The following is a 25,784-nucleotide window of genomic DNA, read 5'->3' as shown; positions in this document are numbered from 1 at the left end:
TTTTAATTGAAATGGAAACTATTCTCACTTAGAATTATGAAATAGATTATGCAGTGAGTCCCACTTATGTACGTATGCCTATGCAATGCAGTGACTGACAAAGCGATCCGCAATGCAGTACGTCAACACGGTCCCCATACGATTAAACAATTACGTAGCTTGGTGCCAATCGGTAAGGATTGCGGTAAATGTATGCGCCAGGCGAGACAAATCCTGCTTGAGGAACGTGCTGCGATTATTCATCTACACAAAGTTGCCTAACTCGGAAACTAAAAGGTCAGGCGGTTCTTTGACTCTTTGTTCATAGGTTCTACACTTCTAGAACTTCCCAAGAGGAGATACCTATGAAAGGCGATAAAAAAATCATTGCCCACCTCAATAAACTGCTCGGCAACGAGCTGGTTGCTATCAATCAATATTTCCTGCATGCCCGAATGTTCAAAAACTGGGGCTTGATGCGTCTCAACGCCAAGGAATATCACGAGTCGATCGATGAGATGAAACATGCCGATCGCTACATAGAACGTATTCTGTTTCTTGAAGGGATACCGAACTTGCAAGAGCTTGGCAAACTAAATATTGGCGAAGATATTGAAGAAATGTTGAAATCCGACCTCAATCTTGAGCTTAAAGGAGCAAAAGATTTGCGTGAAGGAATTGCCTACGCTGATTCGATCCATGACTACGTCAGCCGCGATCTGATGAAAGATGTTTTAGCCGATGAGGAAGAGCATATTGACTGGTTGGAGACAGAATTAAGCCTGATCGAACGCTTAGGTATTCAAAACTACACGCAGAATCAGGTGCTGGAACCAAAAGACTGATACTAACTGCTCCCCGTCGCTAATGTATCATGGTAGGTACTAGGCAGTGTCCCTTTACTGTCCGTGGTGCCGTCGCAGACCCAAAAGCCCATTATCAAGGTGGAGGGGGAAGGGCAGAGTGCGGTCCTCTGTTCAAGCCCGACAACACGGAGAATGGGCTTTTGGGGTGCGACCCTACAGGCTGGGGCCATTTGCGCGCATTTCTGCGTTGCTCGCCGTTTATTTGGCCCACCAAACCTCACGGCTCACGCCTTGCTCTGCGCGTAAATGACCGCCAGCGGCGCTCGCGTACAGTTAAGGGACACAGCCTAGGAATAGGGGAGCAAAAGCATTTCCCCGTTCTTATACCTATCACTTTGATCGTCAAAATGCCCACCTGCTGAAATCACCGCCATCCTTGGTGCATCGCCATCCATTACTTGCTTCCTGTTCAGTTTTGCGTATAATGCGCGGGCTTACCTAATCTTGGTAAGCCTGATTTTAGCGAATCAGTCGATAGGCAGGTACGTTTTGCCCTTCGAACAATACTCCCGACATGGGGGTTATATGTTGACGATTACACTCCCCCATCAATCGAAATGGGTGCGAGGAGTAATTATTTACGTTTATAAATAATTGGAGCTCTGGTCTCATGCAGAACCAAAGAATCCGTATCCGCCTGAAAGCGTTTGATCATCGTCTGATCGATCAATCAACCGCGGAAATCGTCGAGACTGCCAAGCGCACTGGTGCGCAAGTCCGTGGTCCGATCCCGCTGCCAACTCGCAAAGAGCGCTTTACCGTTCTGATCTCTCCGCACGTCAACAAAGATGCGCGTGATCAGTACGAGATCCGCACTCACAAGCGTCTGGTTGACATCGTTGAGCCAACCGAGAAAACCGTTGATGCTCTGATGCGTCTGGATCTGGCTGCCGGTGTGGACGTGCAGATCAGCCTGGGTTAATCAGGTCATTGAGCGATTGAGAGGTTGAAACAATGATTGGTTTAGTCGGTAAAAAAGTGGGCATGACGCGTATCTTCACTGAAGACGGCGTTTCTATCCCAGTAACCGTAATTGAAATTGAAGCGAACCGTGTGACTCAGGTTAAAGACCTGGATAACGACGGGTACCGTGCCATTCAGGTCACTACTGGTAGCAAAAAAGCGAACCGTGTGACCAAACCGGAAGCGGGCCATTTCGCTAAAGCTGGCGTTGAAGCTGGCCGTGGTCTGTGGGAGTTCCGCCTTGAAGAAGGTCAGGAGTTCACTGCGGGTCAAGAAATCAGCGTAGAAATTTTCGCTGACGTTAAGAAAGTTGATGTTACAGGTACTTCTAAAGGTAAAGGTTTTGCTGGCACTGTAAAGCGCTGGAACTTCCGTACCCAAGACGCTACCCACGGTAACTCCTTGTCTCACCGCGTTCCGGGTTCTATCGGTCAGAACCAGACTCCGGGCAAAGTGTTCAAAGGCAAGAAAATGGCTGGCCACCTGGGTGACGAGCGTGTAACCGTTCAAAGCCTGGACGTAGTACGTGTTGACGCTGAGCGCAACCTGCTGCTGGTTAAGGGTGCTGTACCGGGCGCTACCGGTGGCAACCTGATCGTTAAACCAGCTGTGAAGGCGTAAGGGGATAGCAATGGAATTAGTATTGAAAGACGCGCAAAGCGCGCTGACTGTTTCCGAAACTACCTTCGGTCGTGATTTCAACGAAGCGCTGGTACATCAGGTTGTTGTTGCTTATGCAGCAGGTGCCCGTCAAGGTACTCGTGCTCAGAAGACCCGTGCTGAAGTGACTGGTTCCGGTAAAAAACCATGGCGTCAGAAAGGTACTGGCCGTGCGCGTTCAGGTTCTGTAAAGAGCCCGATCTGGCGTTCCGGTGGGGTGACCTTTGCTGCTAAGCCACAGGACCACAGTCAGAAAGTAAACAAAAAGATGTACCGCGGCGCGCTGAAAAGCATCCTGTCCGAACTGGTACGTCAAGATCGTCTGATCGTTGTCGAAAAGTTCTCTGTAGAAGCGCCTAAAACCAAGCTGCTTGCACAGAAACTGAAAGATATGGCGCTGGAAGATGTGCTGATCGTTACCGGTGAACTGGATGAGAATCTGTTCCTGGCTGCCCGCAACCTGTACAAGGTTGACGTGCGCGATGTAGCAGGTATCGACCCGGTTAGCCTGATCGCCTTCGACAAAGTGGTTATGACTGCTGATGCTGTGAAGCAAGTTGAGGAGATGCTGGCATGATCCGTGAAGAACGTTTGCTGAAAGTGCTGCGTGCACCGCACGTATCTGAAAAAGCATCGGCTGCGATGGAAAAAAGTAACACCATCGTTCTCAAAGTTGCCAAAGACGCGACCAAAGCAGAAATCAAAGCTGCAGTGCAGAAACTGTTTGAAGTCGAAGTCAAAGACGTTAACACCCTTGTTGTTAAAGGAAAAGTGAAGCGTCACGGTCAGCGTGTTGGTCGTCGTAGCGACTGGAAAAAAGCTTACGTCACCCTGAAAGAAGGCCAGAACCTGGACTTCATCAGCGGCGCAGAGTAAGTCGGAGGAGTAAGAACAATGGCAATTGTTAAATGTAAACCTACATCTCCGGGTCGTCGCCACGTTGTTAAAGTGGTTAACCCTGAGCTGCACAAGGGTAAACCTTATGCCCCGCTGCTTGAGAAACTGAGCAAAAGCGGTGGTCGTAACAACAATGGCCGTATCACCACGCGTCATATCGGTGGTGGCCACAAGCAACATTATCGTCTGGTTGACTTCAAACGCAACAAAGATGGTATCCCTGCTGTGGTTGAGCGTCTGGAGTACGATCCGAACCGTTCCGCGAACATCGCGCTGGTTCTGTACAAAGACGGCGAACGCCGTTATATCCTTGCGCCTAAAGGCCTGAAAGCTGGTGACCAGATCCAATCTGGAGTTGATGCTGCAATTAAAGCAGGTAACACCCTGCCTATGCGTAACATCCCAGTAGGTTCAACGGTTCATAACGTAGAAATGAAACCAGGTAAAGGCGGCCAGTTGGCGCGTTCTGCTGGTGCCTACGTTCAGATCGTTGCACGTGATGGTTCCTACGTAACTCTGCGTCTGCGCTCTGGCGAAATGCGTAAAGTTCCAGTTGATTGCCGTGCCACCTTGGGTGAAGTCGGTAATGCTGAACATATGCTTCGCGTTTTGGGTAAAGCAGGTGCTGCACGTTGGCGTGGTGTTCGTCCTACCGTTCGCGGTACGGCGATGAACCCAGTAGATCACCCGCACGGTGGTGGTGAAGGTCGTAACTTTGGTAAGCACCCGGTAACTCCGTGGGGCGTTCAGACCAAAGGTAAGAAGACCCGTAGCAACAAGCGTACTGACAAGTTCATCGTACGTCGCCGTAGTAAAAAATAATTAGAGGATAAGCCATGCCACGTTCTCTCAAGAAAGGTCCATTTATTGACCTGCACTTGCTGAAGAAGGTAGAGAAAGCGGTGGAAAGCGGTGACAAGAAGCCTTTGCGCACTTGGTCCCGTCGTTCAACGATCTTTCCTAACATGATCGGTTTGACCATCGCTGTCCATAATGGTCGTCAGCACGTACCAGTGTTCGTTTCCGATGAAATGGTCGGTCACAAACTGGGTGAATTCGCGCCGACTCGTACTTATCGCGGCCATGCGGCTGATAAAAAAGCTAAAAAGCGCTAAGGTAGGAGGAAGAGATGGAAACTATCGCTAAACATCGCCACGCTCGTTCTTCTGCTCAGAAGGTCCGCCTTGTTGCTGACCTGATCCGCGGTAAGAAAGTGTCGCAAGCTCTGGAAACTCTGACCTATACCAACAAGAAAGCTGCTGGTCTGGTTAAGAAGGTGCTGGAGTCTGCCATTGCTAACGCAGAACACAACGATGGCGCTGACATCGATGATCTGAAAGTCACGAAAATCTTCGTCGACGAAGGCCCAAGCATGAAGCGCATTATGCCGCGTGCGAAAGGTCGTGCAGATCGCATCCTGAAGCGCACCAGCCACATTACTGTGGTTGTGTCCGATCGCTGAGACTCTGGAGACTAGCAATGGGTCAGAAAGTACATCCTAATGGTATTCGCCTGGGTATTGTCAAACCTTGGAACTCTACTTGGTACGCGAATACCAAAGAATTCGCTGACAACCTGGACAGCGACTTTAAAGTTCGTCAATTCTTGTCTAAAGAGCTGGCGAAAGCTTCCGTTTCTCGCATCGTTATCGAGCGTCCTGCGAAGAGCATCCGTGTGACTATTCACACTGCTCGCCCAGGCATCGTTATCGGCAAGAAGGGCGAAGATGTCGAAAAACTGCGTATGGTCGTAGCGAAAATCGCTGGCGTTCCTGCGCAAATTAACATCGCCGAAGTCCGTAAACCGGAACTGGACGCGAAATTGGTTGCTGACAGCATTACTTCACAGCTGGAACGTCGTGTTATGTTCCGTCGTGCTATGAAGCGTGCAGTACAGAACGCAATGCGTCTTGGCGCTAAAGGTATCAAAGTTGAAGTAAGTGGCCGTCTTGGCGGTGCTGAAATCGCGCGTACTGAATGGTACCGTGAAGGTCGTGTTCCACTGCATACATTGCGTGCGGATATCGATTACAACACATCTGAAGCGCACACCACTTATGGTGTAATCGGCGTTAAGGTATGGATCTTCAAAGGTGAGATCCTGGGTGGTATGGCTGCAGTTGAACAACCGGAACCGGCTGCTCAACCTAAAAAGCAGCAGCGTAAAGGCCGCAAGTAAGGAGAGTCGCTGATGTTACAACCAAAGCGTACAAAATTCCGTAAGATGCACAAAGGCCGCAACCGTGGCCTGGCGCAGGGTACGGATGTTAGCTTCGGCACTTTCGGTCTGAAAGCTGTTGGCCGTGGCCGTCTGACTGCTCGTCAAATCGAAGCAGCTCGTCGTGCAATGACTCGTGCAGTTAAGCGTCAAGGTAAGATTTGGATCCGTGTATTCCCGGACAAACCAATCACCGAGAAGCCGCTTGAAGTGCGTATGGGTAAAGGTAAAGGGAACGTGGAGTATTGGGTTGCCCTGATCCAACCTGGTAAAGTCCTGTACGAAATGGACGGTGTGCCAGAAGAAGTCGCCCGTGAAGCGTTCAAGCTGGCAGCAGCGAAACTGCCGATCAAAACCACCTTTGTAACTAAGACGGTGATGTAATGAAAGCACAAGAGCTGCGTGAAAAAAGTGTTGAAGAGCTGAACACTGAGCTGCTCAACCTGCTGCGTGAGCAATTCAACTTACGCATGCAGGCGGCGAGTGGCCAACTGCAACAAACTCACCTGTTGAAACAAGTGCGTCGTAATGTCGCACGCGTTAAGACTTTACTGACTGAAAAGGCGGGTGCGTAAATGACTGATATTATCCGTACACTGCAAGGTCGTGTTGTTAGTGACAAAATGGAGAAATCCTTGGTTGTCGCTATCGAACGTACGGTGAAGCACCCAATCTACGGGAAATTCATCAAGCGTACGACTAAGCTACACGTACATGACGAGAACAACGAGTGTGGTATCGGCGACGTGGTAGAAATCCGTGAATGCCGGCCATTGTCCAAGACCAAATCTTGGACGTTGGTTCGCGTTGTAGAGAAAGCGATTCTGTAATAGAGTAGCTGGCTCTAACTTAATAAACGGCTCAGTAAGTGAGCCGTTTATTTTTTCTACCCATACATTGGAAGCGGTGTTATAATGCTGCGCCCTCAGTTATGGGGCTTTTCAACGACCTAGTAATAGGTCCTAAAGTTGTAGTTGACATTAGCGGAGCACTAACATGATCCAAGAACAGACTATGCTGAACGTGGCCGACAACTCCGGTGCACGTCGCGTAATGTGTATCAAGGTTCTAGGTGGCTCGCACCGTCGCTACGCAGGCGTCGGCGACATCATCAAAATTACCATCAAGGAAGCAATTCCTCGCGGTAAGGTGAAGAAAGGCGATGTGCTGAAAGCGGTAGTGGTGCGCACCAAGAAGGGTGTACGTCGCCCGGACGGTTCTGTCATTCGCTTCGATGGTAATGCATGTGTTATTTTGAACAATAACAGCGAGCAACCTATCGGTACGCGTATTTTTGGGCCGGTAACTCGTGAACTGCGTAATGAGAAGTTCATGAAAATTATCTCTCTGGCACCAGAAGTACTCTAAGGAGCGAACCATGGCAGCGAAAATCCGTCGTGATGACGAAGTTATCGTGCTTACCGGGAAAGACAAAGGTAAACGCGGTAAAGTAAAAAATGTCCTGTCTGCTGGTAAGGTCATTGTTGAAGGGATCAACCTGGTTAAAAAGCATCAGAAGCCTGTACCGGCTCTGAACCAGCCAGGTGGCATTGTTGAAAAAGAAGCTGCTATTCAGGTTTCCAACATTGCGCTCTTCAACTCGGCTACCGGTAAGGCTGACCGTGTAGGCTTTAGATTCGAAGACGGTAAGAAAGTCCGTTTTTTCAAATCTAACAGCGAAACTATCAAGTAATTTGGAGTATGACGATGGCGAAACTGCATGATTACTACAAAGACGAGGTAGTCAAACAACTGATGTCTCAGTTTGATTACAACTCTGTCATGCAAGTCCCTCGGGTCGAGAAGATCACCCTGAATATGGGTGTTGGTGAAGCGATCGCTGACAAGAAACTGCTGGACAATGCAGCAGCCGATTTGGCAGCAATCTCCGGTCAAAAACCGTTAGTCACCAAAGCACGCAAATCTGTTGCAGGCTTCAAAATCCGCCAGGGCTATCCGATCGGCTGTAAAGTAACTCTGCGTGGCGAACGCATGTGGGAGTTCTTTGAGCGTCTGATTTCCATTGCTGTTCCACGTATCCGTGACTTCCGTGGCCTATCCGCCAAGTCATTCGATGGTCGTGGTAACTACAGCATGGGTGTGCGTGAGCAAATCATCTTCCCAGAAATCGACTACGACAAAGTCGATCGTGTTCGTGGTTTGGATATTACCATTACCACTTCTGCGAAATCTGATGATGAAGGCCGCGCACTGTTGGCTGCTTTTAACTTCCCGTTCCGCAAGTAAGGCAGGGTTACTGATGGCTAAGCAATCAATGAAAGCACGCGAAGTTGTTCGCGTGAAACTGGCTGACAAGTACCGCGCTAAACGCGAGGAGTTGAAAGCTATCATTTCTGGTGTGAACTCATCCGACGAAGATCGTTGGAATGCTGTTCTCAAGCTGCAGAGTCTGCCGCGTGATTCCAGCCCGTCTCGTCAGCGTAAACGCTGCCGCCAAACTGGTCGTCCGCATGGTTATGTGGGCAAGTTCGGGTTGAGCCGTATCAAGCTACGTGAAGCCGCTATGCGCGGTGAAGTGCCAGGCTTGAAAAAGGCTAGCTGGTAATTACCAATTGAATCACGGGAGTAAAGACAGATGAGCATGCAAGATCCGATCGCGGATATGCTGACCCGTATCCGTAACGGTCAAGCCGCGAACAAAGTTGCGGTCACCATGCCTTCCTCCAAGCTGAAAGTGGCTATTGCCAACGTGCTGAAGGAAGAAGGTTATATTGAAGATTTCAAAGTCGAAGGCGATGCCAAGCCTGTTCTGGAGCTGGTACTGAAGTACTTCCAGGGCAACGCAGTGGTAGAAAGCATTCAGCGTATCAGCCGTCCAGGTCTGCGCATCTATAAGAAAAAAGATGAGCTGCCAAAAGTTATGGCCGGTTTGGGTATCGCTGTTATTTCTACCTCTAAAGGTGTTATGACCGATCGTGCAGCTCGCCAGGCTGGTCTTGGTGGCGAGATTATCTGCTACGTAGCTTAATTCGGGAGGAAAGAATGTCTCGTGTTGCAAAAGCACCCGTCGTCATTCCTGCCGGCGTAGAGGTAAAACTCAACGGTCAGGTTATTTCGATTAAGGGTAAAAACGGCGAGCTGACTCGTACAGTCCATGACGCCGTTATCGTTACGCAAGAAGCTAATACATTGACTTTCGCTCCGCGTGAAGGTTTTGTAAATGCATGGGCCCAAGCGGGTACCACGCGCGCTCTGCTGAACGCAATGGTTGTCGGTGTTACCGAAGGCTTCACCAAGAAGCTTCAACTGGTAGGTGTTGGTTATCGTGCAGCCATTAAAGGCAATGTGGTGAATTTAGCCTTAGGCTTCTCTCACCCAGTGGATCACCAGCTGCCAGCAGGTATTACTGCAGAGTGCCCTAGCCAAACTGAAATCGTGCTGAAAGGCGCTGATAAGCAGCTTATTGGCCAGGTTGCTGCAGATCTGCGAGCCTACCGCCGTCCTGAGCCTTATAAAGGCAAGGGTGTCCGTTACGCCGACGAAGTCGTGCGTACCAAAGAGGCTAAGAAGAAGTAAGGTAACACTATGGATAAGAAATCTGCTCGTATCCGTCGTGCGACCCGCGCACGCCGTAAGCTCAAAGAACTGGGGGCAACCCGCCTGGTGGTACATCGTACCCCGCGTCACATTTACGCACAGGTCATTGCTCCCAATGGTTCTGAAGTACTGGTAGCCGCTTCTACTGTAGAAAAAGCTATCAATGAGCAATTGAAGTACTCCGGTAACAAAGACGCAGCAGCAGCAGTTGGTAAAGCACTGGCTGAACGCGCGTTGGAAAAAGGGATTGCTAAAGTCTCCTTTGACCGTTCCGGTTTCCAATATCATGGTCGAGTCCAGGCACTGGCAGATGCTGCCCGTGAAGCTGGCCTTCAGTTCTAAGGAAGAGGTTTAAGATGGCTCACATCGAAAAACAAGCTGGCGAACTGCAGGAAAAGCTGATCGCGGTAAACCGCGTATCCAAAACCGTAAAAGGTGGCCGTATTTTCAGCTTTACCGCACTGACTGTCGTTGGTGATGGTAACGGTCGCGTTGGTTTTGGCTACGGCAAAGCACGCGAAGTTCCAGCAGCGATCCAGAAAGCGATGGAAAAAGCCCGTCGCAACATGATGAATGTCGCTTTGAACAGCGGCACCCTACAGCACCCGGTTAAAGGTGCACATACGGGGTCCCGTGTGTTCATGCAGCCAGCTCACGAAGGTACCGGTATCATCGCGGGTGGTGCAATGCGCGCCGTTCTCGAAGTTGCTGGGGTGCACAACGTATTGGCTAAAGCTTATGGTTCCACCAACCCGATCAACGTGGTTCGTGCAACTATCGACGCTTTGGCAAATATGAAGTCTCCTGAAATGGTCGCTGCCAAGCGTGGTAAATCCGTTGCAGACATTCTGGGGTAATTGACCATGGCTAAGACTATCAAAGTTACACAAGTTCGCAGCGCCATTGGCCGTCTGCCGAAGCATAAAGCTACACTGCTCGGCCTGGGTCTGCGTCGTATTGGTCACACCGTTGAGCGCGAGGATACTCCTGCTGTACGCGGTATGATCAACCTGGTTTCCTACATGGTTAAAGTTGAGGAGTAACAGATGCGTTTAAATACTCTGTCTCCGGCTGAAGGTGCCAAGCATGCGCCGAAGCGTGTAGGTCGTGGTATTGGTTCTGGCCTGGGTAAAACTGGCGGCCGTGGTCACAAAGGTCAGAAGTCTCGTTCTGGCGGTGGCGTACGTCGTGGTTTTGAAGGTGGTCAGATGCCTTTATATCGTCGTTTGCCGAAATTCGGCTTCACCTCTCGCAAAGCTATGATCACGGCAGAAGTTCGTCTGTCTGAGCTAGCTCTGATCGAAGGCGACGTAATCGACCTGAACACGCTGAAAGCCGCTAACGTTGTTGGTACCCAGATCGAGTTCGCTAAAGTGATGCTTTCTGGTGAAATCGCTCGTCCGGTTACCCTGCGTGGTCTGCGTGTCACCAAAGGCGCTCGTGCTGCTATCGAAGCTGCTGGCGGTAAAATTGAGGAATAAGTGAGCTAATGGCTAAGCAACCAGGACTAGATTTTCAAAGTGCTAAAGGCGGGCTCGGCGAACTGAAGCGCAGACTTTTGTTTGTTATCGGCGCGCTAATTGTCTTCCGTATCGGCTCTTTTATTCCGATTCCTGGTATCGACGCCACTGTGCTTGCCAAATTGCTTGAGCAGCAAAGAGGTACCATCATTGAAATGTTTAACATGTTCTCTGGTGGTGCCCTTAGCCGTGCTTCTATTTTTGCTCTGGGGATCATGCCGTATATCTCGGCGTCGATTATTATCCAGCTGTTGACGGTGGTTCACCCTACGTTAGCGGAAATCAAGAAAGAAGGGGAAGCTGGCCGTCGCAAGATTAGCCAGTACACCCGTTACGGTACGCTGGTATTGGCCATATTCCAGTCAATCGGTATTGCTACCGGTTTGCCGAATATGCCTGGTATGCAGGGCCTGGTGTTAAATCCAGGCTTTGCATTCTACTTTACTGCGGTTGTGAGTCTGGTAACCGGGACAATGTTCCTGATGTGGCTAGGCGAGCAGATTACTGAACGAGGTATCGGTAATGGTATTTCGATCATCATCTTCGCGGGTATTGTAGCGGGTCTTCCGCCGGCAATTGGCCATACTATTGAGCAAGCTCGGCAGGGCGACTTGCACTTCCTCCTGTTGCTGTTGGTTGCAGTATTAGTGTTTGCAGTAACCTTCTTCGTTGTTTTCATGGAACGTGGTCAGCGTCGTATTGTCGTTAACTATGCGAAACGTCAACAAGGTCGTCGTGTTTACGCAGCACAGAGTACACACTTACCGTTGAAAGTGAACATGGCAGGGGTAATCCCAGCAATCTTCGCTTCCAGCATTATTCTGTTCCCTGCCACGATTGCATCATGGTTTGGGGGCGGTACCGGTTGGAACTGGCTGACAACGATTTCGTTATACTTGCAGCCTGGGCAACCGCTTTATGTGCTACTCTATGCTTCTGCAATCATCTTCTTCTGTTTCTTCTACACTGCGTTGGTTTTCAACCCGCGTGAAACAGCAGATAACCTGAAGAAGTCCGGTGCCTTCGTACCAGGAATTCGTCCGGGAGAGCAAACGGCGAAGTATATCGATAAAGTAATGACGCGCTTAACCTTGGTGGGCGCGTTGTATATTACTTTTATCTGCCTCATCCCGGAGTTCATGCGTGATGCAATGAAAGTACCATTCTACTTTGGTGGTACCTCGCTACTGATAGTGGTTGTCGTCATCATGGACTTTATGGCTCAAGTGCAAACTCTGATGATGTCAAGTCAGTACGAGTCTGCATTGAAGAAAGCAAACCTGAAAGGTTATAACCGCTAGTCAGGTGCGTTTGAGAAGTTACGGAGAGTAAAAATGAAAGTTCGTGCTTCCGTCAAGAAATTATGTCGTAACTGCAAAATCGTTAAGCGTAACGGTGTCGTTCGTGTGATTTGCAGCGCCGAACCGAAGCATAAACAGCGTCAAGGCTGATTATCTCGCATATTTTTCTTGCAAAGTTGGGTTGAGCTGGCTAGATTAGCCAGCCAATCTTTTGTATGTAGCTGCAACATTATTTGAGTATCCTGAAAACGGGCTTTTCAGAATGGTGTTGCCGTAAAAATTAGTAGGAGTGCATAGTGGCCCGTATAGCAGGCATTAACATTCCTGATCATAAACATACCGTTATCGCGTTAACGTCGATCTTCGGAATCGGCAAAACTCGTTCACAGTCTATCTGTGCATCAACGGGTATTGCTGAAAATGTTAAGATCAGTGAGCTGTCTGAAGAGCAAATTGAACAACTGCGTGAAGCGGTTGCCAAATTCACTGTTGAAGGTGATTTGCGTCGTGAAGTTACCCTGAGCATCAAGCGTCTGATGGATCTTGGTACATACCGTGGTTTGCGTCATCGTCGTGGTCTACCAGTGCGCGGTCAGCGTACTAAGACCAACGCACGTACCCGTAAGGGTCCGCGTAAACCGATCAAGAAATAATCGGGGTGATTGAATAATGGCAAAGGCACCTGTTCGTACACGTAAGCGTGTAAGAAAACAAGTCTCTGACGGCGTGGCTCATATCCATGCTTCTTTCAACAACACCATTGTGACTATTACCGATCGTCAAGGTAACGCTTTGGGTTGGGCAACTGCCGGTGGTTCCGGTTTCCGTGGTTCTCGTAAGTCAACGCCTTTCGCAGCTCAGGTTGCCGCAGAACGTTGTGCTGACGCAGTTAAAGAATACGGTATCAAGAACCTGGAAGTTATGGTTAAAGGACCTGGTCCTGGTCGTGAGTCTACTATCCGCGCCCTGAACGCGGCTGGTTTCCGCATCACTAATATTACCGATGTGACTCCGATCCCTCATAACGGTTGTCGTCCGCCGAAAAAGCGCCGCGTGTAACGCCCCTGCTTTTCGGATTGTTGGAGAAAGAAAATGGCAAGATATTTGGGTCCTAAGCTCAAGCTTAGCCGCCGCGAGGGCACAGACCTGTTCCTTAAGTCTGGCGTTCGTGCGATAGATTCAAAATGCAAAATTGAGCAACCGCCTGGTCAACATGGTGCGCGCAAACCGCGTCTGTCTGACTATGGTGTGCAGTTACGTGAGAAGCAAAAAGTTCGCCGTATGTACGGTGTTCTGGAGCGCCAGTTCCGTAACTATTACAAAGCAGCAACCCGCCTGAAAGGCAACACCGGTGAAAACCTGTTGACCCTTCTGGAAGGTCGTCTGGACAACGTTGTTTACCGTATGGGTTTTGGCGCCACTCGTGCAGAAGCACGTCAATTGGTTAGCCACAAAGCAGTTATGGTAAATGGTCGCGTTGTTAACATCGCTTCTTATCAGGTATCTCCGAATGATGTAGTCAGCATCCGCGAGAAAGCTAAAAAGCAGTCTCGTGTTAAGGCTTCTCTGGAGCTGGCTGAGCAGCGTGAAAAGCCGACTTGGTTGGAAGTTGATGCTGCGAAGATGGAAGGTGTGTTCAAACGTATTCCTGAACGTACCGATCTGTCCGCCGACATTAACGAACACCTGATCGTCGAGCTTTACTCCAAGTAAAGCTTGAGTTTCAAAGAGAGGACACAATGCAGGGTTCTGTGACAGAGTTTCTAAAACCGCGCCTGGTAGATATCGAGCAAGTCAGTTCGACGCACGCCAAGGTGACCCTTGAGCCTTTAGAGCGTGGCTTTGGCCATACTCTTGGCAACGCACTGCGCCGTATTCTGCTTTCATCCATGCCGGGTTGCGCGGTGACCGAGGTTGAGATTGATGGTGTACTACATGAGTACAGCACCAAAGAAGGCGTACAGGAAGATATCCTGGAGATCTTACTCAACCTGAAAGGGCTGGCGGTGAGAGTTCAAGGCAAAGATGAAGTTATTCTTACCCTGAATAAATCTGGCATTGGCCCTGTGACCGCTGCCGACATTACCCATGATGGTGATGTCGAAATCGTCAAGCCGCAGCACGTGATCTGCCACCTGACCGATGTAAACGCTACTATCAGTATGCGTATCAAAGTTCAGCGTGGTCGTGGTTATGTGCCGGCTTCTGCCCGAATTCATTCGGAAGAAGATGAGCGCCCGATTGGTCGTCTGTTGGTTGACGCCTGCTATAGCCCTGTAGAGCGCATTGCCTACAATGTTGAAGCAGCGCGTGTAGAACAGCGTACCGACCTGGACAAGCTGGTAATCGAAATGGAAACCAACGGTACAATCGATCCTGAAGAGGCGATCCGCCGTGCGGCAACCATTCTGGCAGAACAACTGGAAGCTTTCGTTGACTTACGTGATGTTCGTCAGCCGGAAGTGAAAGAAGAGAAACCAGAATTTGATCCGATCCTGCTGCGCCCTGTTGACGATCTGGAATTGACTGTCCGCTCTGCTAACTGCCTTAAGGCAGAAGCTATCCACTACATCGGTGATCTGGTACAGCGTACCGAGGTTGAGCTGCTCAAAACGCCTAACCTTGGTAAAAAATCTCTTACTGAGATTAAAGACGTGCTGGCCTCCCGTGGTTTGTCTCTGGGCATGCGCCTGGAAAACTGGCCACCGGCAAGCATTGCTGACGAGTAACCGGATCACAGGTTAAGGTTTTACTGAGAAGGATAAGGTCATGCGCCATCGTAAGAGTGGTCGTCAACTGAACCGTAACAGCAGCCATCGCCAGGCTATGTTCCGTAACATGGCCGGCTCTTTGGTTCGTCATGAGATCATCAAGACGACCCTGCCAAAAGCGAAAGAGCTGCGTCGCGTTGTTGAGCCGCTGATTACTCTTGCCAAGACCGACAGCGTAGCTAATCGTCGTCTGGCATTCGCCCGAACTCGTGATAACGAGATTGTGGCAAAACTGTTTAATGAGCTGGGCCCGCGTTTTGCGAGCCGTGCAGGTGGTTACACTCGCATTCTGAAGTGTGGCTTTCGTGCAGGCGACAACGCGCCGATGGCATACATCGAGCTGGTTGATCGTGCTGAGTCTCAAGCAGAAGTTGCAACTGCAGAGTAATCTGTAGTAGCGTAAAAAAACCGGGCTTGCCCGGTTTTTTTACGTCTATTTCCTGTCAGAATGTGTCTGCATTGTGCACTGCTTAATTTCCCTCTTATCACCTACCATGGCTATGGCTTAATCTGTTCTTTAGAAGGGGCATGTATCTATGTGGTTACTGAAACCGTAGGCAGGTCGGTACATACTTGGCACTTAAAAAATTGGTGTGTTAAATAACCTGCCTCGGCTAAGGCAACCCTCTGGTATTCAAAAAGGTGGCTATGGACCCTGATTAGTATCAAGAGTCGGCAAACGATAAATTCAACCTGGAGGTATCCTGATGTTTAAAATCGGGCAATTGGCTAAGCTTGCAGATGTCACACCGGATACGGTGCGTTATTACGAGAAGCAAGGAATGATGGATCACAATACTCGTACCGAAGGAGGGTATCGTTTGTATAACGAGCAGGATTTACAGCGCCTGCGATTCATTCGTTATGCAAAACAGCTAGGTTTTACGCTAGAAACTATAGCTGAGCTATTATCAATCCGCGTTGATCCTGAACATCATACATGTGAAGAGTCTAAGTCAATCGTTGATGCGAGACTACGTGAGGTTGAAAGCAGACTATCCGAATTAACCAGAATGCGCGAATCACTGAAAAGGCTCAGTGATGCTTGTTGTGGAAGTAGTCACACCAGCAATTACTGTTCTATCCTAGAAGCCTTAGAGCAAGGCGCTAGCGAAGAGAAGGCTAAAAAGTGATTTGAATGCTTAGGAGCGTTTAATTGCTTCCCACAAGGTAGTACTATAAGCGAGTTTATTACCACAAACAGACAGGAATTAAGTTATGACAAAATATCGGCATACTAGAGGCCAGATCCGGGAAAATGCCATTGAGGCATTACTACACGATCCGTTGTTCCGGCAGCGTGTAGAAAAGAACAACAAGGGGAAGGGAAGTTACCGGCGAAAAGATAAACATGTAAAAGGTGGTAGCTGGGAGGCCAGTGGTAAATTTTCTTGTGATAACTTACCACTGGCCTTCTGGTTTTAAGGGACCAACAACCATCTTTTCATTAGGTTTTGCGTGCTGATGAAAAGCTTATTACTGCTTTGGCCGTTGTTGCTTGCTCAGCAAATCACGGATTTCAGTTAGCAATTTCTCTTCGGCTGTTGGAGCTGGCGGGGCAGTCGGTTCTTCAACTTCTTTACGGCGCATTTTGTTCATTAATTTAATGGCCATAAAGATTGCGAGGGCAACAATCACGAAATCAAAAATATTCTGCAGGAAAGCACCATAATTCATGACTACTGCGGGAACATTGCCTTCAGCTTCGCGTAGCACCAAGTGGAATTTTTTGAAATCTACCCCACCGATCAATAAACCCAGCGGTGGCATGATAATGTCTGCGACCAGAGAAGATACTATTCTGCCAAACGCGGCTCCAATGATCACACCGACTGCCAGGTCGACCACATTGCCACGCATGGCAAATTCACGGAACTCTTTCAATATACTCATCAGAACCCCCTCAAAAATCGACTAACATAAGTTTAATAAAGCAACTTATCCTTGCCATGGCAAGTAATGAAAATTTTAAGTTTTTACTGTGCGGATGAGACCGTGCGTCAATTAATCATCGCGAAATATCCCCGTACCCCCAGTCGCAACGGGGGCTTGTTCGCTTGCCGTCTGTCTGCAACTTGAAAATATTCACACCTATAAGAAAAATGGGCTGGGCTGGAACAATCGTTCGACGTCGGGAACAAACTTCTTATCGGTAATAAACATAATTACATGGTCGCCTTGCTGAATTTTGCTGTTGCTGTTGGCAATAATCACATCATCGCCACGGACAATGGCACCAATGGTGGTACCCGGTGGTAGTTTTATTTCCTCCACCATACGTCCCACAACTTTAGAGGTGCTTTCATCTCCATGTGCGATAGCTTCAATTGCCTCGGCGACACCACGGCGTAGTGAAGATACGCTGACAATATCTGCTTTACGGACGTGGCCAAGTAACGCCGAAATTGTCGCTTGCTGTGGTGAAATAGCAATATCAATCACACTGTCCTGGACTAAATCAACATAGGCTCGACGCTGAATGAGTACCATTACCTTTTTTGCACCCATACGTTTTGCCAGCATGGCAGACATAATATTTGCCTCGTCATCGTTGGTAATGGCGATAAAAACGTCAATCTGTTCTACATGCTCTTCTGCTAACAATTCCTGGTCTGAGGCATCACCATAGAAAACAATAGTGTCTTGCAACTGTTCAGCAAGCTCGGCAGCACGTTGCTGATTTCGCTCAATCAGTTTTACGTTGTATGATTTTTCTAACCGATGTGCCAGCCCCGCGCCTACATTGCCACCGCCGACAATCATGATACGCTTGTAAGGTTTTTCAAGGCGCTGAAGCTCGCTCATCACTGCACGGATATTTTGTGATGCTGCTACGAAGAAAACTTCGTCACCGGCTTCGATAATTGTGGAACCTTGGGGGCGAATTGGACGATCCTGTCGAAAGATCGCTGCCACTCTGGTATCTATGTGTGGCATATGTTCACGCATGGAAGAGAGGGCATTACCCACTAATGGGCCTCCGTAATAGGCCTTAACTGCGGCGATGCTAACCTTGCCTTCTGCAAAGTTAACCACCTGAAGTGCGCCGGGGTATTCGATTAATTTATAGATGTAATCGATAACCAACTGTTCTGGCGAGATCAGGTGATCGATTGGAACGGCTTCTGGATTAAAAAGTTTCTCTGCTTCCCTTATGTAATCTGGTGCACGGATACGCGCGATGCGGTTTGGGGTATTAAACAGCGAATAGGCAATCTGACAGGCGATCATATTGGTTTCGTCAGAATTGGTTACTGCAACCAGCATATCCGCGTCTTCCGCACCGGCTTCACGCAATACACGTGGATGGGAACCATGTCCTTGAACGACACGTAAGTCAAACTTATCCTGTAACTGACGTAGGCGTCCAGTATCGGTATCGACCACGGTGATATCGTTATTTTCACCAACCAGGTTTTCTGCTAGTGTCCCGCCAACCTGACCAGCGCCAAGAATAATTATTTTCATTGAATTCTCTGCTTCATACTACAACGGTCATGACCGAACGTTGAGAGTGTTAACAACACCCTTTAACAGTTATATTTTAATCAGCTTAGCGTAAAAGAAACCATCACCGTCTTCAGGATGAGGAAGATTCTGTTTACCCGGCGTTTGTTCGTTGCCAGTTTCAACTAGTTTCGCATCGCTATGGCTTTCTAGAAACGAAGCTATTTGCTCACTATTCTCTTGCGGCAGAATAGAGCAAGTTGCATAAAGCAACACCCCACCAGGTTTCAGATGTGGCCAGATGGCTTCCAGTATTTCACTTTGTAAACTGGCTAACTCTGCAATATCACTATCACGGCGCAACCATTTGATATCTGGATGTCGGCGGATCACACCAGTAGCGGAACAAGGTGCATCCAAAAGTATACGGTCAAACTGTTTGTCACCACACCATTGTTGCGGTGTCCTACCATCACCTTGCCTAACGACAGCCTGCAGGCGCAGACGTTGCAAATTTTCCTTTACTCGTGTCAATCGCTGTTCATCTATATCTACAGCCATCACATTCGCTTTTGGGGCTGCTTCCAAAATATGGGTGGTTTTACCACCGGGTGCGGCACAAAGATCGAGGATCTGCTCACTATCTTGCGGATCCAGCAGTTCGACACATCCTTGGGCTGAAGCGTCTTGTACAGTGACCCAGCCGTCTGCAAATCCCGGTAAATCTGTCACTGAGCAAGGAGTCAGCAGTCGTACCGCATCGCGATATTGCTTATGGGGCTCAGCCGAAATGCCGGCCTGCTGCATGAGTTTTAAGTAATTTTCTCGCGTATGGTGTAACCGATTGACACGAAGCCACATTGGAGGTTTTTGATTATTGGCATCAATGACTTGCTCCCAATGTGCCGGATAGGCTTGTTTAATACGTTCCAGCAACCAACTCGGATGCAGATAACGGCTTTGATTATTGGCTGCACGTGCCAATAGTTCTTCCTGTTGGCGCTGGAACTGCCGAAGGACGCCATTAATCAGGCCTTTCAGCTGCGGGCGTTTTAAGGCAACAGCGCCTTCCACTGTTTCTGCCAATACGGCGTGAGCTGGAATGCGGGTGTACAACAACTGATATAAACCAACCATCAGCAAGTAATGCAGCGTGCGCTGTTTACCCGTCATTGGCTTCGCCATCAGTTGCTGAATGCACCACTCAAGTTGTGGCAATACGCGCAGTGTACCGAAACAGAGCTCCTGCAATAAGGCTCGGTCTTTATCAGAAATGTTCTTCTGTAATGTTGGCAGAATTGTGTTGAGTGACTGCCCTTGATCCAGTACTTGGCCGATAGCTTTGGCTGCGTGGCTGCGAAGATTATAATTGTTTTTCATAGGCTGAAGCTGATAACGATCGGCATTAGGAAATAAAATGCCTGGTAAAAAAGCCCAGGCAATGGGAGTGATTGATATAACCGTCATACTTCAAGTTGCATGTACGTTGACGTTGTTTGTTCACCCCAGTCATTTACCGCCTTAAGTTCCCGGGGATTCAATGTGTTTCCGCCTTCCTGCAACTCGAGTTATTTAGGTTATATCCGGTTACCTGGAATAAACCATTCTCGACGTGAATTCAGTAAATCTTGGGCTGACATAGGTTTTTTACCGGCAGGCTGCAGTTGCGTCAGGTTTAGAACACCTTCTGCTGTAGCTACCTGGATGCCATGTTTATCGGCTTGTACAATGGTTCCTGGTTCTAAACAGGAGGTCTCAGCCAGCACGTTTGCTTGCCAGACTTTCACTGGTTGATCATCGATAGTGAAATAACTGACTGGCCACGGATTAAAGGCACGAATACAGCGCTCCAGCTGTGCAGCGGAAAGATGCCAATCAAGGCGTGCTTCTTCCTTGCTCAGTTTTTCAGCGTAGGTAACCAGTGCTTCTTCTTGTACTTCACGCTGAGCTATGCCTGAAGCCAGTTGCTGTAATGTTACCAACAGCCCTTGTGGCCCCAGTTTTGCTAGCTTGTCATACAGGCTGGCACTTGTGTCTGTGGCTTCTATTGGGCAACTGACCTTGAGCATCATATCACCGGTATCAAGGCCGACATCCATCTGCATGATCGTTACCCCTGTTTCGTTATCACCAGCCCACAACGCACGTTGGATCGGCGCCGCACCACGCCAGCGTGGAAGCAGTGACCCATGAACGTTGATACAACCTAGGCGTGGCATATCAAGCACAGCTTTTGGCAAGATGAGGCCATAGGCAACCACAACCATAACGTCTGCACTAAGATCGGCAACGAGATGCTGGTTCTCTTCTGGACGAAGAGATTTGGGTTGAAACACAGGGATCTGATGTTGCTCAGCCAGAACTTTTACCGGACTTGGCGTTAGTTTGTTTCCTCTGCCGGCAGGACGATCGGGCTGAGTGAATACCCCGACAATCTGATGCTGGGATGACAACAGTGTGTCAAGGTGACGCGCGGCGAAGTCTGGTGTACCTGCGAAAATAATCCGTAAAGGGTCAGACACGTTATTTTCCCGATCTGTTAGGCACGCGCATTAAGCTTGGCCATTTTTTCCAGTTTCTGACGAATGCGTTGGCGTTTAAGTGGCGACAGGTAATCGACAAATAGTTTGCCTACAAGATGATCCATTTCGTGCTGGATACAGATAGCTAACAAGCCATCTGCTTCGAGCTCAAAAGAGTGGCCATCGCGGTCAAGAGCGCGGATCTTCACTTTCTCTGCGCGAGGCACCAGCGCTCTGTGCTCAGGAACGGAAAGACAACCCTCTTCGATACCGGTTTCGCCGTGTTTTTCCAATAGTTCTGGATTGATCAATACCAAGCGTTGATCTCGATTCTCTGAAACGTCAATGACGATAATGCGTTGATGAATATCTACCTGTGTCGCGGCCAGGCCAATGCCTTCTTCCGCATACATAGTTTCGAACATATCATCAACGATGCGTTGGATATCTGCATTGACTTCTTTTACCGGGGCCGCAATTTTGCGTAACCGCTCGTCTGGGAAATGTAATACCTGCAAGACTGACATATATCTTTAGATCTGAATCCGAGTGATAAGGAGAGTTTAGTTTCTATTCTAGACATTTCCCGACCTGATTGACAGCATCCTTGAACGATTACATGAATTGGTATTACCCCATATTCAGCGAGGGAGTGCACGATGCAGCCAGAAGAAATTACTTTGCGTATGCATGCGGTAACAGGGATTAGCGTGCAGCAGGCCACCCATGTCATCAATCGGTTGATGGCAGAAGATAACCCGTCTTACTCGTTGTTAAGAGCATTAGGTTTAAATGATAAACAACAAGAACAGTTTATGCGGAGGCACTCGAGTTATCTCAAAGCAACGCTCAATTGGTTGGAACAACCGGGAAATCGGATGTTGAGATACGGTGAACCGGGCTTCCCTGAGCTTTTGGCTCATATCGGCGATGCTCCATTGTTACTGATGGTTCAGGGGGATGCAGCTGCACTGGGACGACCGCAAATCGCCATGGTTGGTAGCCGGCAATTTAGTCACTATGGTGAGCACTGGGGCAATTATTTTGCCTGTGGGCTAGTAAATTGTGGTTTTGCTATCACCAGTGGGTTGGCTATCGGTATCGATGGTATCTGTCATCGAGCAACACTTGATACCCAAGGAGTCACGATTGCTGTGTTGGGAAGTGGCCTGGAGAATATCTATCCACGTCGGCATCGTCGTTTGGCAAAGCAAATCATAGAACAGGGAGGAGCGGTAATTTCTGAACACTTGACCACCGATCTGCCTTTGGCCGATCATTTCCCACGCCGTAATCGTATTATTAGTGGGTTAAGTTTGGGCGTTGTGGTGATAGAAGCCTCGTTGCGAAGTGGTTCGCTGATAACGGCTCGTTATGCCTTGGAGCAGGGGCGTGAAGTGTTCGCCCTTCCGGGGGCTTTAGGTAACCCGATGAGTGAGGGAACACACTGGTTGATTCAGCAGGGCGCCAGTCTGGTGACTAGCCCAAAAGATATTGCTGAACAGCTAGGGAGTGGATTGAATTGGTTGCCTTTGAATGAGAATACAACTATTTCTTCATCAGAAGCTCAAGTTGAATTGCCATTTGCTGATGTGTTGGCTAACGTAGGAGATGAGGTGACACCTGTTGACGTCGTCGCTGAACGTGCCGGCCAACCTGTGCCAGAGGTAGTAATCAAGTTACTCGATCTGGAGTTAGCAGGGTGGATCGCAGCTGTACCCGGCGGCTATGTCCGAATAAGGAGGGCAGGCCATGTTCGACGTACTCATGTACTTGTTTGAAACCTATATCCATAATGAGTCTGAGATGCATGTAGATCAGGATACCTTGACTGACGATCTTGCGGAAGCAGGATTCGATCGGGATGATATCTTTAATGCATTGAATTGGCTTGAAAAACTTGCAGACCTCCAGGAAGGCGAGAATGCTCCTTATTTTATGGGTGCTGACCCGCTAGCCATGCGGATTTATACTGAAGAAGAGAGAGGACGTTTAGATGCTAATTGCCGTGGCTTTCTCCTGTTTTTAGAACAAATCCAGGTATTGAATCTCGAAACCCGTGAAATGGTTATCGATCGTGTTATGGCGTTGGATAACGAGGAGTTCGGTCTTGAAGACCTTAAATGGGTTGTGTTGATGGTACTGTTTAATATTCCAGGATATGAAGGTGCTTATCAACAAATGGAAGAACTATTGTTTGAAGTAAACGAAGGTTACCTGCACTGAGCGGGTAACGAGCATAGAAGACGTTATGACAAAAACAGCGATTTTTGCTGCTAGGCAAAATGAACCCTGTCCGGAATGTGGGGCCGAATTGGTGATCCGTAGCGGTCGCCACGGCCCTTTCTTTGGCTGTTCTGAATATCCTGACTGTCAATATATCAGGCCTCTAAAGGCACAGGCTGATGGGCATGTAGTCAAGGTGTTGGAAGGGCAAGCTTGTCCGAAATGTCTGGCGACTCTTGTATTACGTCAAGGGCGTTTTGGCATGTTTATCGGTTGTAGCCACTACCCTGACTGTGATCATATTGAAGTGATCGATAAGCCTGATGAGACTAGCATCGCTTGTCCCCAATGCGGCCAGGGAACATTACTGCAGCGCAAGTCTCGCTACGGCAAAACGTTTCACGCTTGTGATCGTTACCCAGAGTGTCAATTTGCCCTCAATTTTAAACCTGTGGCCGGTGAGTGCGCTTATTGCCACTACCCATTATTGATGGAGAAGCGCACAGTAAAAGGCCCAACGCTTTGCTGCGCTAGTAAACTATGCGGAAAACCCGTCGCAATCACAGAATAATTTCTCTATGAGCTCAGAACAAATTTCCGTATTCGCATCTATTATTTCCGCTCTCGAAAAACAGCAAGTCATTGCCTACCCAACAGAAGCCGTATTCGGCTTGGGATGTGATCCTGATAGCCAACAGGCCGTTATTGCGTTACTGGCGTTGAAGCAGCGCCCGTTAGATAAAGGCTTGATCCTTATTGCTGCCGATTACTCGCAGCTCACACCTTATATTGATGACAGTGTTTTGAGTGAACAACAGCGTGCCGCGATGTTTGCCAGTTGGCCTGGCCCAGTCACCTGGGTCGTGCCAGCAAAGTCGGAGACGCCACGCTTTCTTACCGGTCGTTTTAGTTCTCTGGCTGTACGTGTTAGCGACCATCCACTGGTAAAACAGCTTTGTCTTCAGTTCGGCAAGCCACTGGTTTCAACCAGTGCAAACTTGAGTGGTGAAGAACCGTGTCGCAATGTTGCAGAAGTGAGACAGCAGTTCGGCGAGTCTTTCCCTGTGCTGGTAGGTCACGTGGGTGGGCGGTTGAACCCTTCTGAAATAAGAGACGCTTTGACTGGTGAGCAGATCCGTCAAGGGTAGAATAGGTAATGTTTATGGAAAGGTTCGCAGTATTCGGTAATCCGATAGCTCATAGCAAGTCACCTCGTATCCATGCGCTATTTGCTGAGCAAACTGGGATTGAGCACCCGTATGGGCGTGTGCTGGCTCCGCTGGATGGTTTTGGGCCGGCTCTAAAGCAGTTTATTGGAGCGGGTGGTCAAGGCGCTAATGTTACCGTTCCTTTTAAAGAACAGGCCTATGCGGCAGCTTCAGAGCTAAGTCAAAGGGCGGCTATGGCAGGAGCAGTGAATACGCTTAAAGTTTTACCAGGGGGGCGGCTATTTGGGGATAACACCGACGGTGTCGGTTTGTTATCAGACCTTGAGCGTCAGCAACTTATCCAACCTGGAGATCGCATTCTGCTGGTTGGCGCGGGAGGGGCTGCACGAGGCGTTATTTTACCGCTGCTCTCTTCTGGTTGTGAAATGGTACTTACCAACCGCACATATAGTCGGGCTAACGAGTTGACGGAAGTATTCCGTACTTTTGGAAAGGTCGACGCATTACCTCTGGATCAACTTGATCAACCTGTATTTGACTTAGTGATCAATGCCACTGCCTCAGGGATAAACGGTGAGATACCGTCGTTGCCGAACAGTATTGTGAACAATACCACTCGTTGTTATGACATGTTTTATCGGCAGGGGATCACCCCATTCCTGGCCTGGGCACAGCAGCTTGGGGTAGAGCATTATGCTGATGGCTTGGGGATGCTTGTTGGTCAGGCGGCACATGCTTTCTTTTTATGGCACGGCGTTATGCCAGAAATCGAAGCGGTTTTACAACAACTCCGAAAAGAAATGGCGGCTTAGTTATGCCCCCGCTTTGGGCAACCGGGAGCGGGGTATTAGACATCTTCGGAAAGGTAGTCGTCTTTCCAGCGGACATAGTTATTGGCTGAGTAACGTAATCCCTCTAGTTCTTCTGTAGTTAATCGCCGGGCTTGGCGTGCTGGACTACCTACATACAAGTAACCACTTTCCAGGCGTTTGCCAGGTGAGACAAGACTGCCCGCTCCAATCATCACATCATCTTCGATTATTGCACCATCAAGCAGGATTGAACCCATACCAACCAGAACGCGATTACCGATAATGCAACCGTGTAGCATGGCTTTATGCCCGACTGTGACATCTTCACCAATCAGCAAGGGATAACCAGCAGGATTATATGCCGACTTGTGTGTGACATGCAGGACGCTGCCGTCCTGGATATTGCTTCGGGCGCCAATCTTAACTGCGTTGACGTCACCGCGAATGGAAACTAACGGCCAGATACTGACATCATCAGCCAGTGTAACGTTGCCGACCACGACACTAGATGGGTCGATCATGACGCGAAGGCCAAGTTGTGGGGAATAATGAAGATAAGAACGTATTGAATTGGACATGTGATAACACCTCTGGATCATATTACTGGCAATACTAGTCTTTAGCGGTGTAATTACAACCAGATAGCGCAGCGGATCCCTTGTAAAATAGCTGTTTTCGGGCAAGAACCACACGAAAGGGCTGAAAAGTGCGCAGTCGGCAAGAAAAGATCTAAAAAGAGGTTGTGGAAAAAAGGAAGATCCCTATAATGCGCCTCCATCGACACGGAACAGGTGAATGATTTCACGGTGCTTCCGGGGTCAGCAGAAAAAACCTAAAAATAAGGTTGACTCTGTAAAAGGAAAGCGTATTATACGC

General features: G+C 48.8%; 43 protein-coding genes. 37 read left to right on the top strand and 6 right to left on the bottom strand.

Translation table 11 applies throughout. The features are described 5' to 3' along the window. Positions 1 to 66: 66 nt before the first annotated feature. The 32 genes from bfd to OK023_RS15925 all read left to right on the top strand — a co-directional run bounded on the left by bfd (position 67) and on the right by OK023_RS15925 (position 16,157). A complete protein-coding gene (gene bfd / locus OK023_RS16080; RefSeq protein ID WP_317693666.1) occupies positions 67 to 261 on the top strand; it encodes a bacterioferritin-associated ferredoxin in 195 nt (64 codons plus the stop codon). An 83-nt stretch (positions 262 to 344) separates the two neighbouring features. After that, positions 345 to 824, top strand: a complete 480-nt coding sequence (gene bfr / locus OK023_RS16075; RefSeq protein WP_317693665.1) for a bacterioferritin — start codon at positions 345 to 347, stop codon at positions 822 to 824. Positions 825 to 1,455: 631 nt separating this feature from the next. After that, positions 1,456 to 1,767, top strand: a complete 312-nt coding sequence (rpsJ, locus tag OK023_RS16070) for a 30S ribosomal protein S10 (RefSeq protein WP_001181005.1) — start codon at positions 1,456 to 1,458, stop codon at positions 1,765 to 1,767. A gap of 32 nt (positions 1,768 to 1,799) precedes the next feature. Further along, the gene (gene rplC, locus OK023_RS16065) at positions 1,800 to 2,429 is read left to right on the top strand and encodes a 50S ribosomal protein L3 (protein ID WP_142008002.1); all 630 of its coding nucleotides are present in this window, start codon (positions 1,800 to 1,802) and stop codon (positions 2,427 to 2,429) included. 10 nt (positions 2,430 to 2,439) lie between these two features. Next, positions 2,440 to 3,045: a 50S ribosomal protein L4 gene (gene rplD / locus OK023_RS16060; RefSeq protein WP_004929779.1), complete on the top strand. Its 606-nt coding sequence runs from the start codon at positions 2,440 to 2,442 to the stop codon at positions 3,043 to 3,045. Beyond that, positions 3,042 to 3,344 carry a 50S ribosomal protein L23 gene (rplW, locus tag OK023_RS16055; protein ID WP_317693664.1) on the top strand — a complete coding sequence of 101 codons (303 nt, stop codon included), beginning with the start codon at positions 3,042 to 3,044 and terminating at the stop codon, positions 3,342 to 3,344. Before rplD ends, rplW begins: the two co-directional genes overlap by 4 nt. Positions 3,345 to 3,362: 18 nt before the next feature. Beyond that, complete coding sequence (gene rplB, locus OK023_RS16050; protein WP_024912205.1) at positions 3,363 to 4,187, top strand: 50S ribosomal protein L2; 825 nt, start codon at positions 3,363 to 3,365, stop codon at positions 4,185 to 4,187. Positions 4,188 to 4,201: 14 nt separating this feature from the next. Beyond that, positions 4,202 to 4,480 carry a 30S ribosomal protein S19 gene (gene rpsS, locus OK023_RS16045; RefSeq protein WP_004929772.1) on the top strand — a complete coding sequence of 93 codons (279 nt, stop codon included), beginning with the start codon at positions 4,202 to 4,204 and terminating at the stop codon, positions 4,478 to 4,480. A gap of 14 nt (positions 4,481 to 4,494) precedes the next feature. Further along, positions 4,495 to 4,827: a 50S ribosomal protein L22 gene (gene rplV, locus OK023_RS16040; protein WP_002223844.1), complete on the top strand. Its 333-nt coding sequence runs from the start codon at positions 4,495 to 4,497 to the stop codon at positions 4,825 to 4,827. A 17-nt stretch (positions 4,828 to 4,844) separates the two neighbouring features. Next, complete coding sequence (rpsC, locus tag OK023_RS16035; protein ID WP_317693663.1) at positions 4,845 to 5,543, top strand: 30S ribosomal protein S3; 699 nt, start codon at positions 4,845 to 4,847, stop codon at positions 5,541 to 5,543. 12 nt (positions 5,544 to 5,555) lie between these two features. Continuing rightward, positions 5,556 to 5,966, top strand: a complete 411-nt coding sequence (gene rplP / locus OK023_RS16030; RefSeq protein ID WP_004951171.1) for a 50S ribosomal protein L16 — start codon at positions 5,556 to 5,558, stop codon at positions 5,964 to 5,966. Beyond that, positions 5,966 to 6,157, top strand: coding sequence for a 50S ribosomal protein L29 (rpmC, locus tag OK023_RS16025; protein WP_002218942.1), 192 nt, complete (start codon positions 5,966 to 5,968; stop codon positions 6,155 to 6,157). The genes rplP and rpmC overlap by 1 nt, the downstream gene beginning before the upstream one ends. After that, positions 6,158 to 6,412 (top strand): 30S ribosomal protein S17, encoded by a 255-nt coding sequence (gene rpsQ / locus OK023_RS16020; RefSeq protein ID WP_234587549.1) that lies wholly within the window; start codon positions 6,158 to 6,160, stop codon positions 6,410 to 6,412. It abuts the gene before it with no gap. Positions 6,413 to 6,578: 166 nt separating this feature from the next. After that, positions 6,579 to 6,950 (top strand): 50S ribosomal protein L14, encoded by a 372-nt coding sequence (gene rplN / locus OK023_RS16015; protein WP_000613954.1) that lies wholly within the window; start codon positions 6,579 to 6,581, stop codon positions 6,948 to 6,950. Positions 6,951 to 6,960: 10 nt separating this feature from the next. After that, the gene (gene rplX / locus OK023_RS16010) at positions 6,961 to 7,275 is read left to right on the top strand and encodes a 50S ribosomal protein L24 (protein WP_021808126.1); all 315 of its coding nucleotides are present in this window, start codon (positions 6,961 to 6,963) and stop codon (positions 7,273 to 7,275) included. Positions 7,276 to 7,289: 14 nt separating this feature from the next. Then, on the top strand, positions 7,290 to 7,829 hold the full coding sequence (gene rplE / locus OK023_RS16005; RefSeq protein WP_317693662.1) for a 50S ribosomal protein L5: 540 nt from the start codon (positions 7,290 to 7,292) through the stop codon (positions 7,827 to 7,829). 13 nt (positions 7,830 to 7,842) lie between these two features. Beyond that, positions 7,843 to 8,148, top strand: coding sequence for a 30S ribosomal protein S14 (gene rpsN, locus OK023_RS16000; RefSeq protein ID WP_202308054.1), 306 nt, complete (start codon positions 7,843 to 7,845; stop codon positions 8,146 to 8,148). A 30-nt stretch (positions 8,149 to 8,178) separates the two neighbouring features. Beyond that, positions 8,179 to 8,571: a 30S ribosomal protein S8 gene (gene rpsH, locus OK023_RS15995; RefSeq protein WP_317693661.1), complete on the top strand. Its 393-nt coding sequence runs from the start codon at positions 8,179 to 8,181 to the stop codon at positions 8,569 to 8,571. Between the two features lie 14 nt (positions 8,572 to 8,585). Then, positions 8,586 to 9,119 carry a 50S ribosomal protein L6 gene (rplF, locus tag OK023_RS15990; RefSeq protein WP_317693660.1) on the top strand — a complete coding sequence of 178 codons (534 nt, stop codon included), beginning with the start codon at positions 8,586 to 8,588 and terminating at the stop codon, positions 9,117 to 9,119. A 9-nt stretch (positions 9,120 to 9,128) separates the two neighbouring features. Next, positions 9,129 to 9,482, top strand: a complete 354-nt coding sequence (gene rplR / locus OK023_RS15985) for a 50S ribosomal protein L18 (RefSeq protein ID WP_317693659.1) — start codon at positions 9,129 to 9,131, stop codon at positions 9,480 to 9,482. Positions 9,483 to 9,496: 14 nt separating this feature from the next. Further along, a complete protein-coding gene (gene rpsE, locus OK023_RS15980) occupies positions 9,497 to 9,997 on the top strand; it encodes a 30S ribosomal protein S5 (protein ID WP_004929747.1) in 501 nt (166 codons plus the stop codon). Between the two features lie 6 nt (positions 9,998 to 10,003). Further along, positions 10,004 to 10,183, top strand: coding sequence for a 50S ribosomal protein L30 (gene rpmD / locus OK023_RS15975; protein ID WP_142007995.1), 180 nt, complete (start codon positions 10,004 to 10,006; stop codon positions 10,181 to 10,183). Positions 10,184 to 10,186: 3 nt separating this feature from the next. After that, positions 10,187 to 10,621 carry a 50S ribosomal protein L15 gene (rplO, locus tag OK023_RS15970; RefSeq protein ID WP_024912197.1) on the top strand — a complete coding sequence of 145 codons (435 nt, stop codon included), beginning with the start codon at positions 10,187 to 10,189 and terminating at the stop codon, positions 10,619 to 10,621. An 8-nt stretch (positions 10,622 to 10,629) separates the two neighbouring features. Beyond that, positions 10,630 to 11,961, top strand: coding sequence for a preprotein translocase subunit SecY (secY, locus tag OK023_RS15965; protein WP_317693658.1), 1,332 nt, complete (start codon positions 10,630 to 10,632; stop codon positions 11,959 to 11,961). A gap of 33 nt (positions 11,962 to 11,994) precedes the next feature. Further along, the gene (gene rpmJ / locus OK023_RS15960; protein ID WP_002227352.1) at positions 11,995 to 12,111 is read left to right on the top strand and encodes a 50S ribosomal protein L36; all 117 of its coding nucleotides are present in this window, start codon (positions 11,995 to 11,997) and stop codon (positions 12,109 to 12,111) included. Between the two features lie 146 nt (positions 12,112 to 12,257). Then, on the top strand, positions 12,258 to 12,614 hold the full coding sequence (gene rpsM / locus OK023_RS15955; protein ID WP_004951130.1) for a 30S ribosomal protein S13: 357 nt from the start codon (positions 12,258 to 12,260) through the stop codon (positions 12,612 to 12,614). 16 nt (positions 12,615 to 12,630) lie between these two features. Further along, the gene (gene rpsK, locus OK023_RS15950) at positions 12,631 to 13,020 is read left to right on the top strand and encodes a 30S ribosomal protein S11 (protein WP_004929731.1); all 390 of its coding nucleotides are present in this window, start codon (positions 12,631 to 12,633) and stop codon (positions 13,018 to 13,020) included. 33 nt (positions 13,021 to 13,053) lie between these two features. Next, positions 13,054 to 13,674 (top strand): 30S ribosomal protein S4, encoded by a 621-nt coding sequence (gene rpsD / locus OK023_RS15945; RefSeq protein WP_317693657.1) that lies wholly within the window; start codon positions 13,054 to 13,056, stop codon positions 13,672 to 13,674. Between the two features lie 26 nt (positions 13,675 to 13,700). Then, positions 13,701 to 14,690 (top strand): DNA-directed RNA polymerase subunit alpha, encoded by a 990-nt coding sequence (locus OK023_RS15940; RefSeq protein WP_317693656.1) that lies wholly within the window; start codon positions 13,701 to 13,703, stop codon positions 14,688 to 14,690. A gap of 40 nt (positions 14,691 to 14,730) precedes the next feature. Next, entirely contained in the window at positions 14,731 to 15,120 is a 390-nt protein-coding gene (gene rplQ / locus OK023_RS15935) for a 50S ribosomal protein L17 (protein WP_004929726.1), read from the top strand. Between the two features lie 319 nt (positions 15,121 to 15,439). After that, a complete protein-coding gene (gene zntR, locus OK023_RS15930) occupies positions 15,440 to 15,865 on the top strand; it encodes a Zn(2+)-responsive transcriptional regulator (RefSeq protein ID WP_317693655.1) in 426 nt (141 codons plus the stop codon). 85 nt (positions 15,866 to 15,950) lie between these two features. Then, positions 15,951 to 16,157 carry an alternative ribosome-rescue factor A gene (locus tag OK023_RS15925; RefSeq protein WP_317693654.1) on the top strand — a complete coding sequence of 69 codons (207 nt, stop codon included), beginning with the start codon at positions 15,951 to 15,953 and terminating at the stop codon, positions 16,155 to 16,157. Between the two features lie 51 nt (positions 16,158 to 16,208). Here the strand turns inward: OK023_RS15925 and mscL are convergent, their stop codons facing one another. The 5 genes from mscL to def all read right to left on the bottom strand — a co-directional run bounded on the left by mscL (position 16,209) and on the right by def (position 21,228). Beyond that, complete coding sequence (gene mscL, locus OK023_RS15920) at positions 16,209 to 16,625, bottom strand: large-conductance mechanosensitive channel protein MscL (protein ID WP_317693653.1); 417 nt, start codon at positions 16,623 to 16,625, stop codon at positions 16,209 to 16,211. A gap of 198 nt (positions 16,626 to 16,823) precedes the next feature. Next, entirely contained in the window at positions 16,824 to 18,200 is a 1,377-nt protein-coding gene (gene trkA / locus OK023_RS15915; protein ID WP_317693652.1) for a Trk system potassium transporter TrkA, read from the bottom strand. Positions 18,201 to 18,269: 69 nt separating this feature from the next. After that, complete coding sequence (gene rsmB, locus OK023_RS15910; RefSeq protein WP_317693651.1) at positions 18,270 to 19,559, bottom strand: 16S rRNA (cytosine(967)-C(5))-methyltransferase RsmB; 1,290 nt, start codon at positions 19,557 to 19,559, stop codon at positions 18,270 to 18,272. Between the two features lie 197 nt (positions 19,560 to 19,756). After that, positions 19,757 to 20,701 carry a methionyl-tRNA formyltransferase gene (gene fmt / locus OK023_RS15905; protein ID WP_317693650.1) on the bottom strand — a complete coding sequence of 315 codons (945 nt, stop codon included), beginning with the start codon at positions 20,699 to 20,701 and terminating at the stop codon, positions 19,757 to 19,759. Between the two features lie 17 nt (positions 20,702 to 20,718). After that, entirely contained in the window at positions 20,719 to 21,228 is a 510-nt protein-coding gene (def, locus tag OK023_RS15900) for a peptide deformylase (RefSeq protein WP_317693649.1), read from the bottom strand. 132 nt (positions 21,229 to 21,360) lie between these two features. On the opposite strand from def, the gene dprA reads away from it, so the two are divergent. The 5 genes from dprA to aroE are packed head-to-tail and all read left to right on the top strand — an operon-like array spanning position 21,361 to position 24,908. Continuing rightward, entirely contained in the window at positions 21,361 to 22,482 is a 1,122-nt protein-coding gene (gene dprA, locus OK023_RS15895) for a DNA-protecting protein DprA (protein ID WP_317693648.1), read from the top strand. Continuing rightward, entirely contained in the window at positions 22,454 to 22,927 is a 474-nt protein-coding gene (locus OK023_RS15890; protein ID WP_317693647.1) for a DUF494 family protein, read from the top strand. The genes dprA and OK023_RS15890 overlap by 29 nt, the downstream gene beginning before the upstream one ends. A 25-nt stretch (positions 22,928 to 22,952) precedes the next feature. After that, positions 22,953 to 23,498: a type I DNA topoisomerase gene (locus OK023_RS15885; protein WP_317693646.1), complete on the top strand. Its 546-nt coding sequence runs from the start codon at positions 22,953 to 22,955 to the stop codon at positions 23,496 to 23,498. Positions 23,499 to 23,505: 7 nt separating this feature from the next. Further along, the gene (gene tsaC, locus OK023_RS15880; protein ID WP_317693645.1) at positions 23,506 to 24,075 is read left to right on the top strand and encodes an L-threonylcarbamoyladenylate synthase type 1 TsaC; all 570 of its coding nucleotides are present in this window, start codon (positions 23,506 to 23,508) and stop codon (positions 24,073 to 24,075) included. Between the two features lie 14 nt (positions 24,076 to 24,089). Beyond that, on the top strand, positions 24,090 to 24,908 hold the full coding sequence (aroE, locus tag OK023_RS15875) for a shikimate dehydrogenase (protein ID WP_317693644.1): 819 nt from the start codon (positions 24,090 to 24,092) through the stop codon (positions 24,906 to 24,908). 35 nt (positions 24,909 to 24,943) lie between these two features. On the opposite strand, the gene OK023_RS15870 is transcribed toward aroE, so the two are convergent. After that, positions 24,944 to 25,486: a gamma carbonic anhydrase family protein gene (locus tag OK023_RS15870; protein WP_317693643.1), complete on the bottom strand. Its 543-nt coding sequence runs from the start codon at positions 25,484 to 25,486 to the stop codon at positions 24,944 to 24,946. Positions 25,487 to 25,784: the final 298 nt, after the last annotated feature.

Source organism: Serratia sp. UGAL515B_01 (assembly GCF_033095805.1).
Lineage (GTDB): Bacteria > Pseudomonadota > Gammaproteobacteria > Enterobacterales > Enterobacteriaceae > Chania.
The sequence above is the reverse complement of the archived record's forward strand: the minus strand, read 5'-3'. Positions and strand labels throughout refer to the sequence as shown.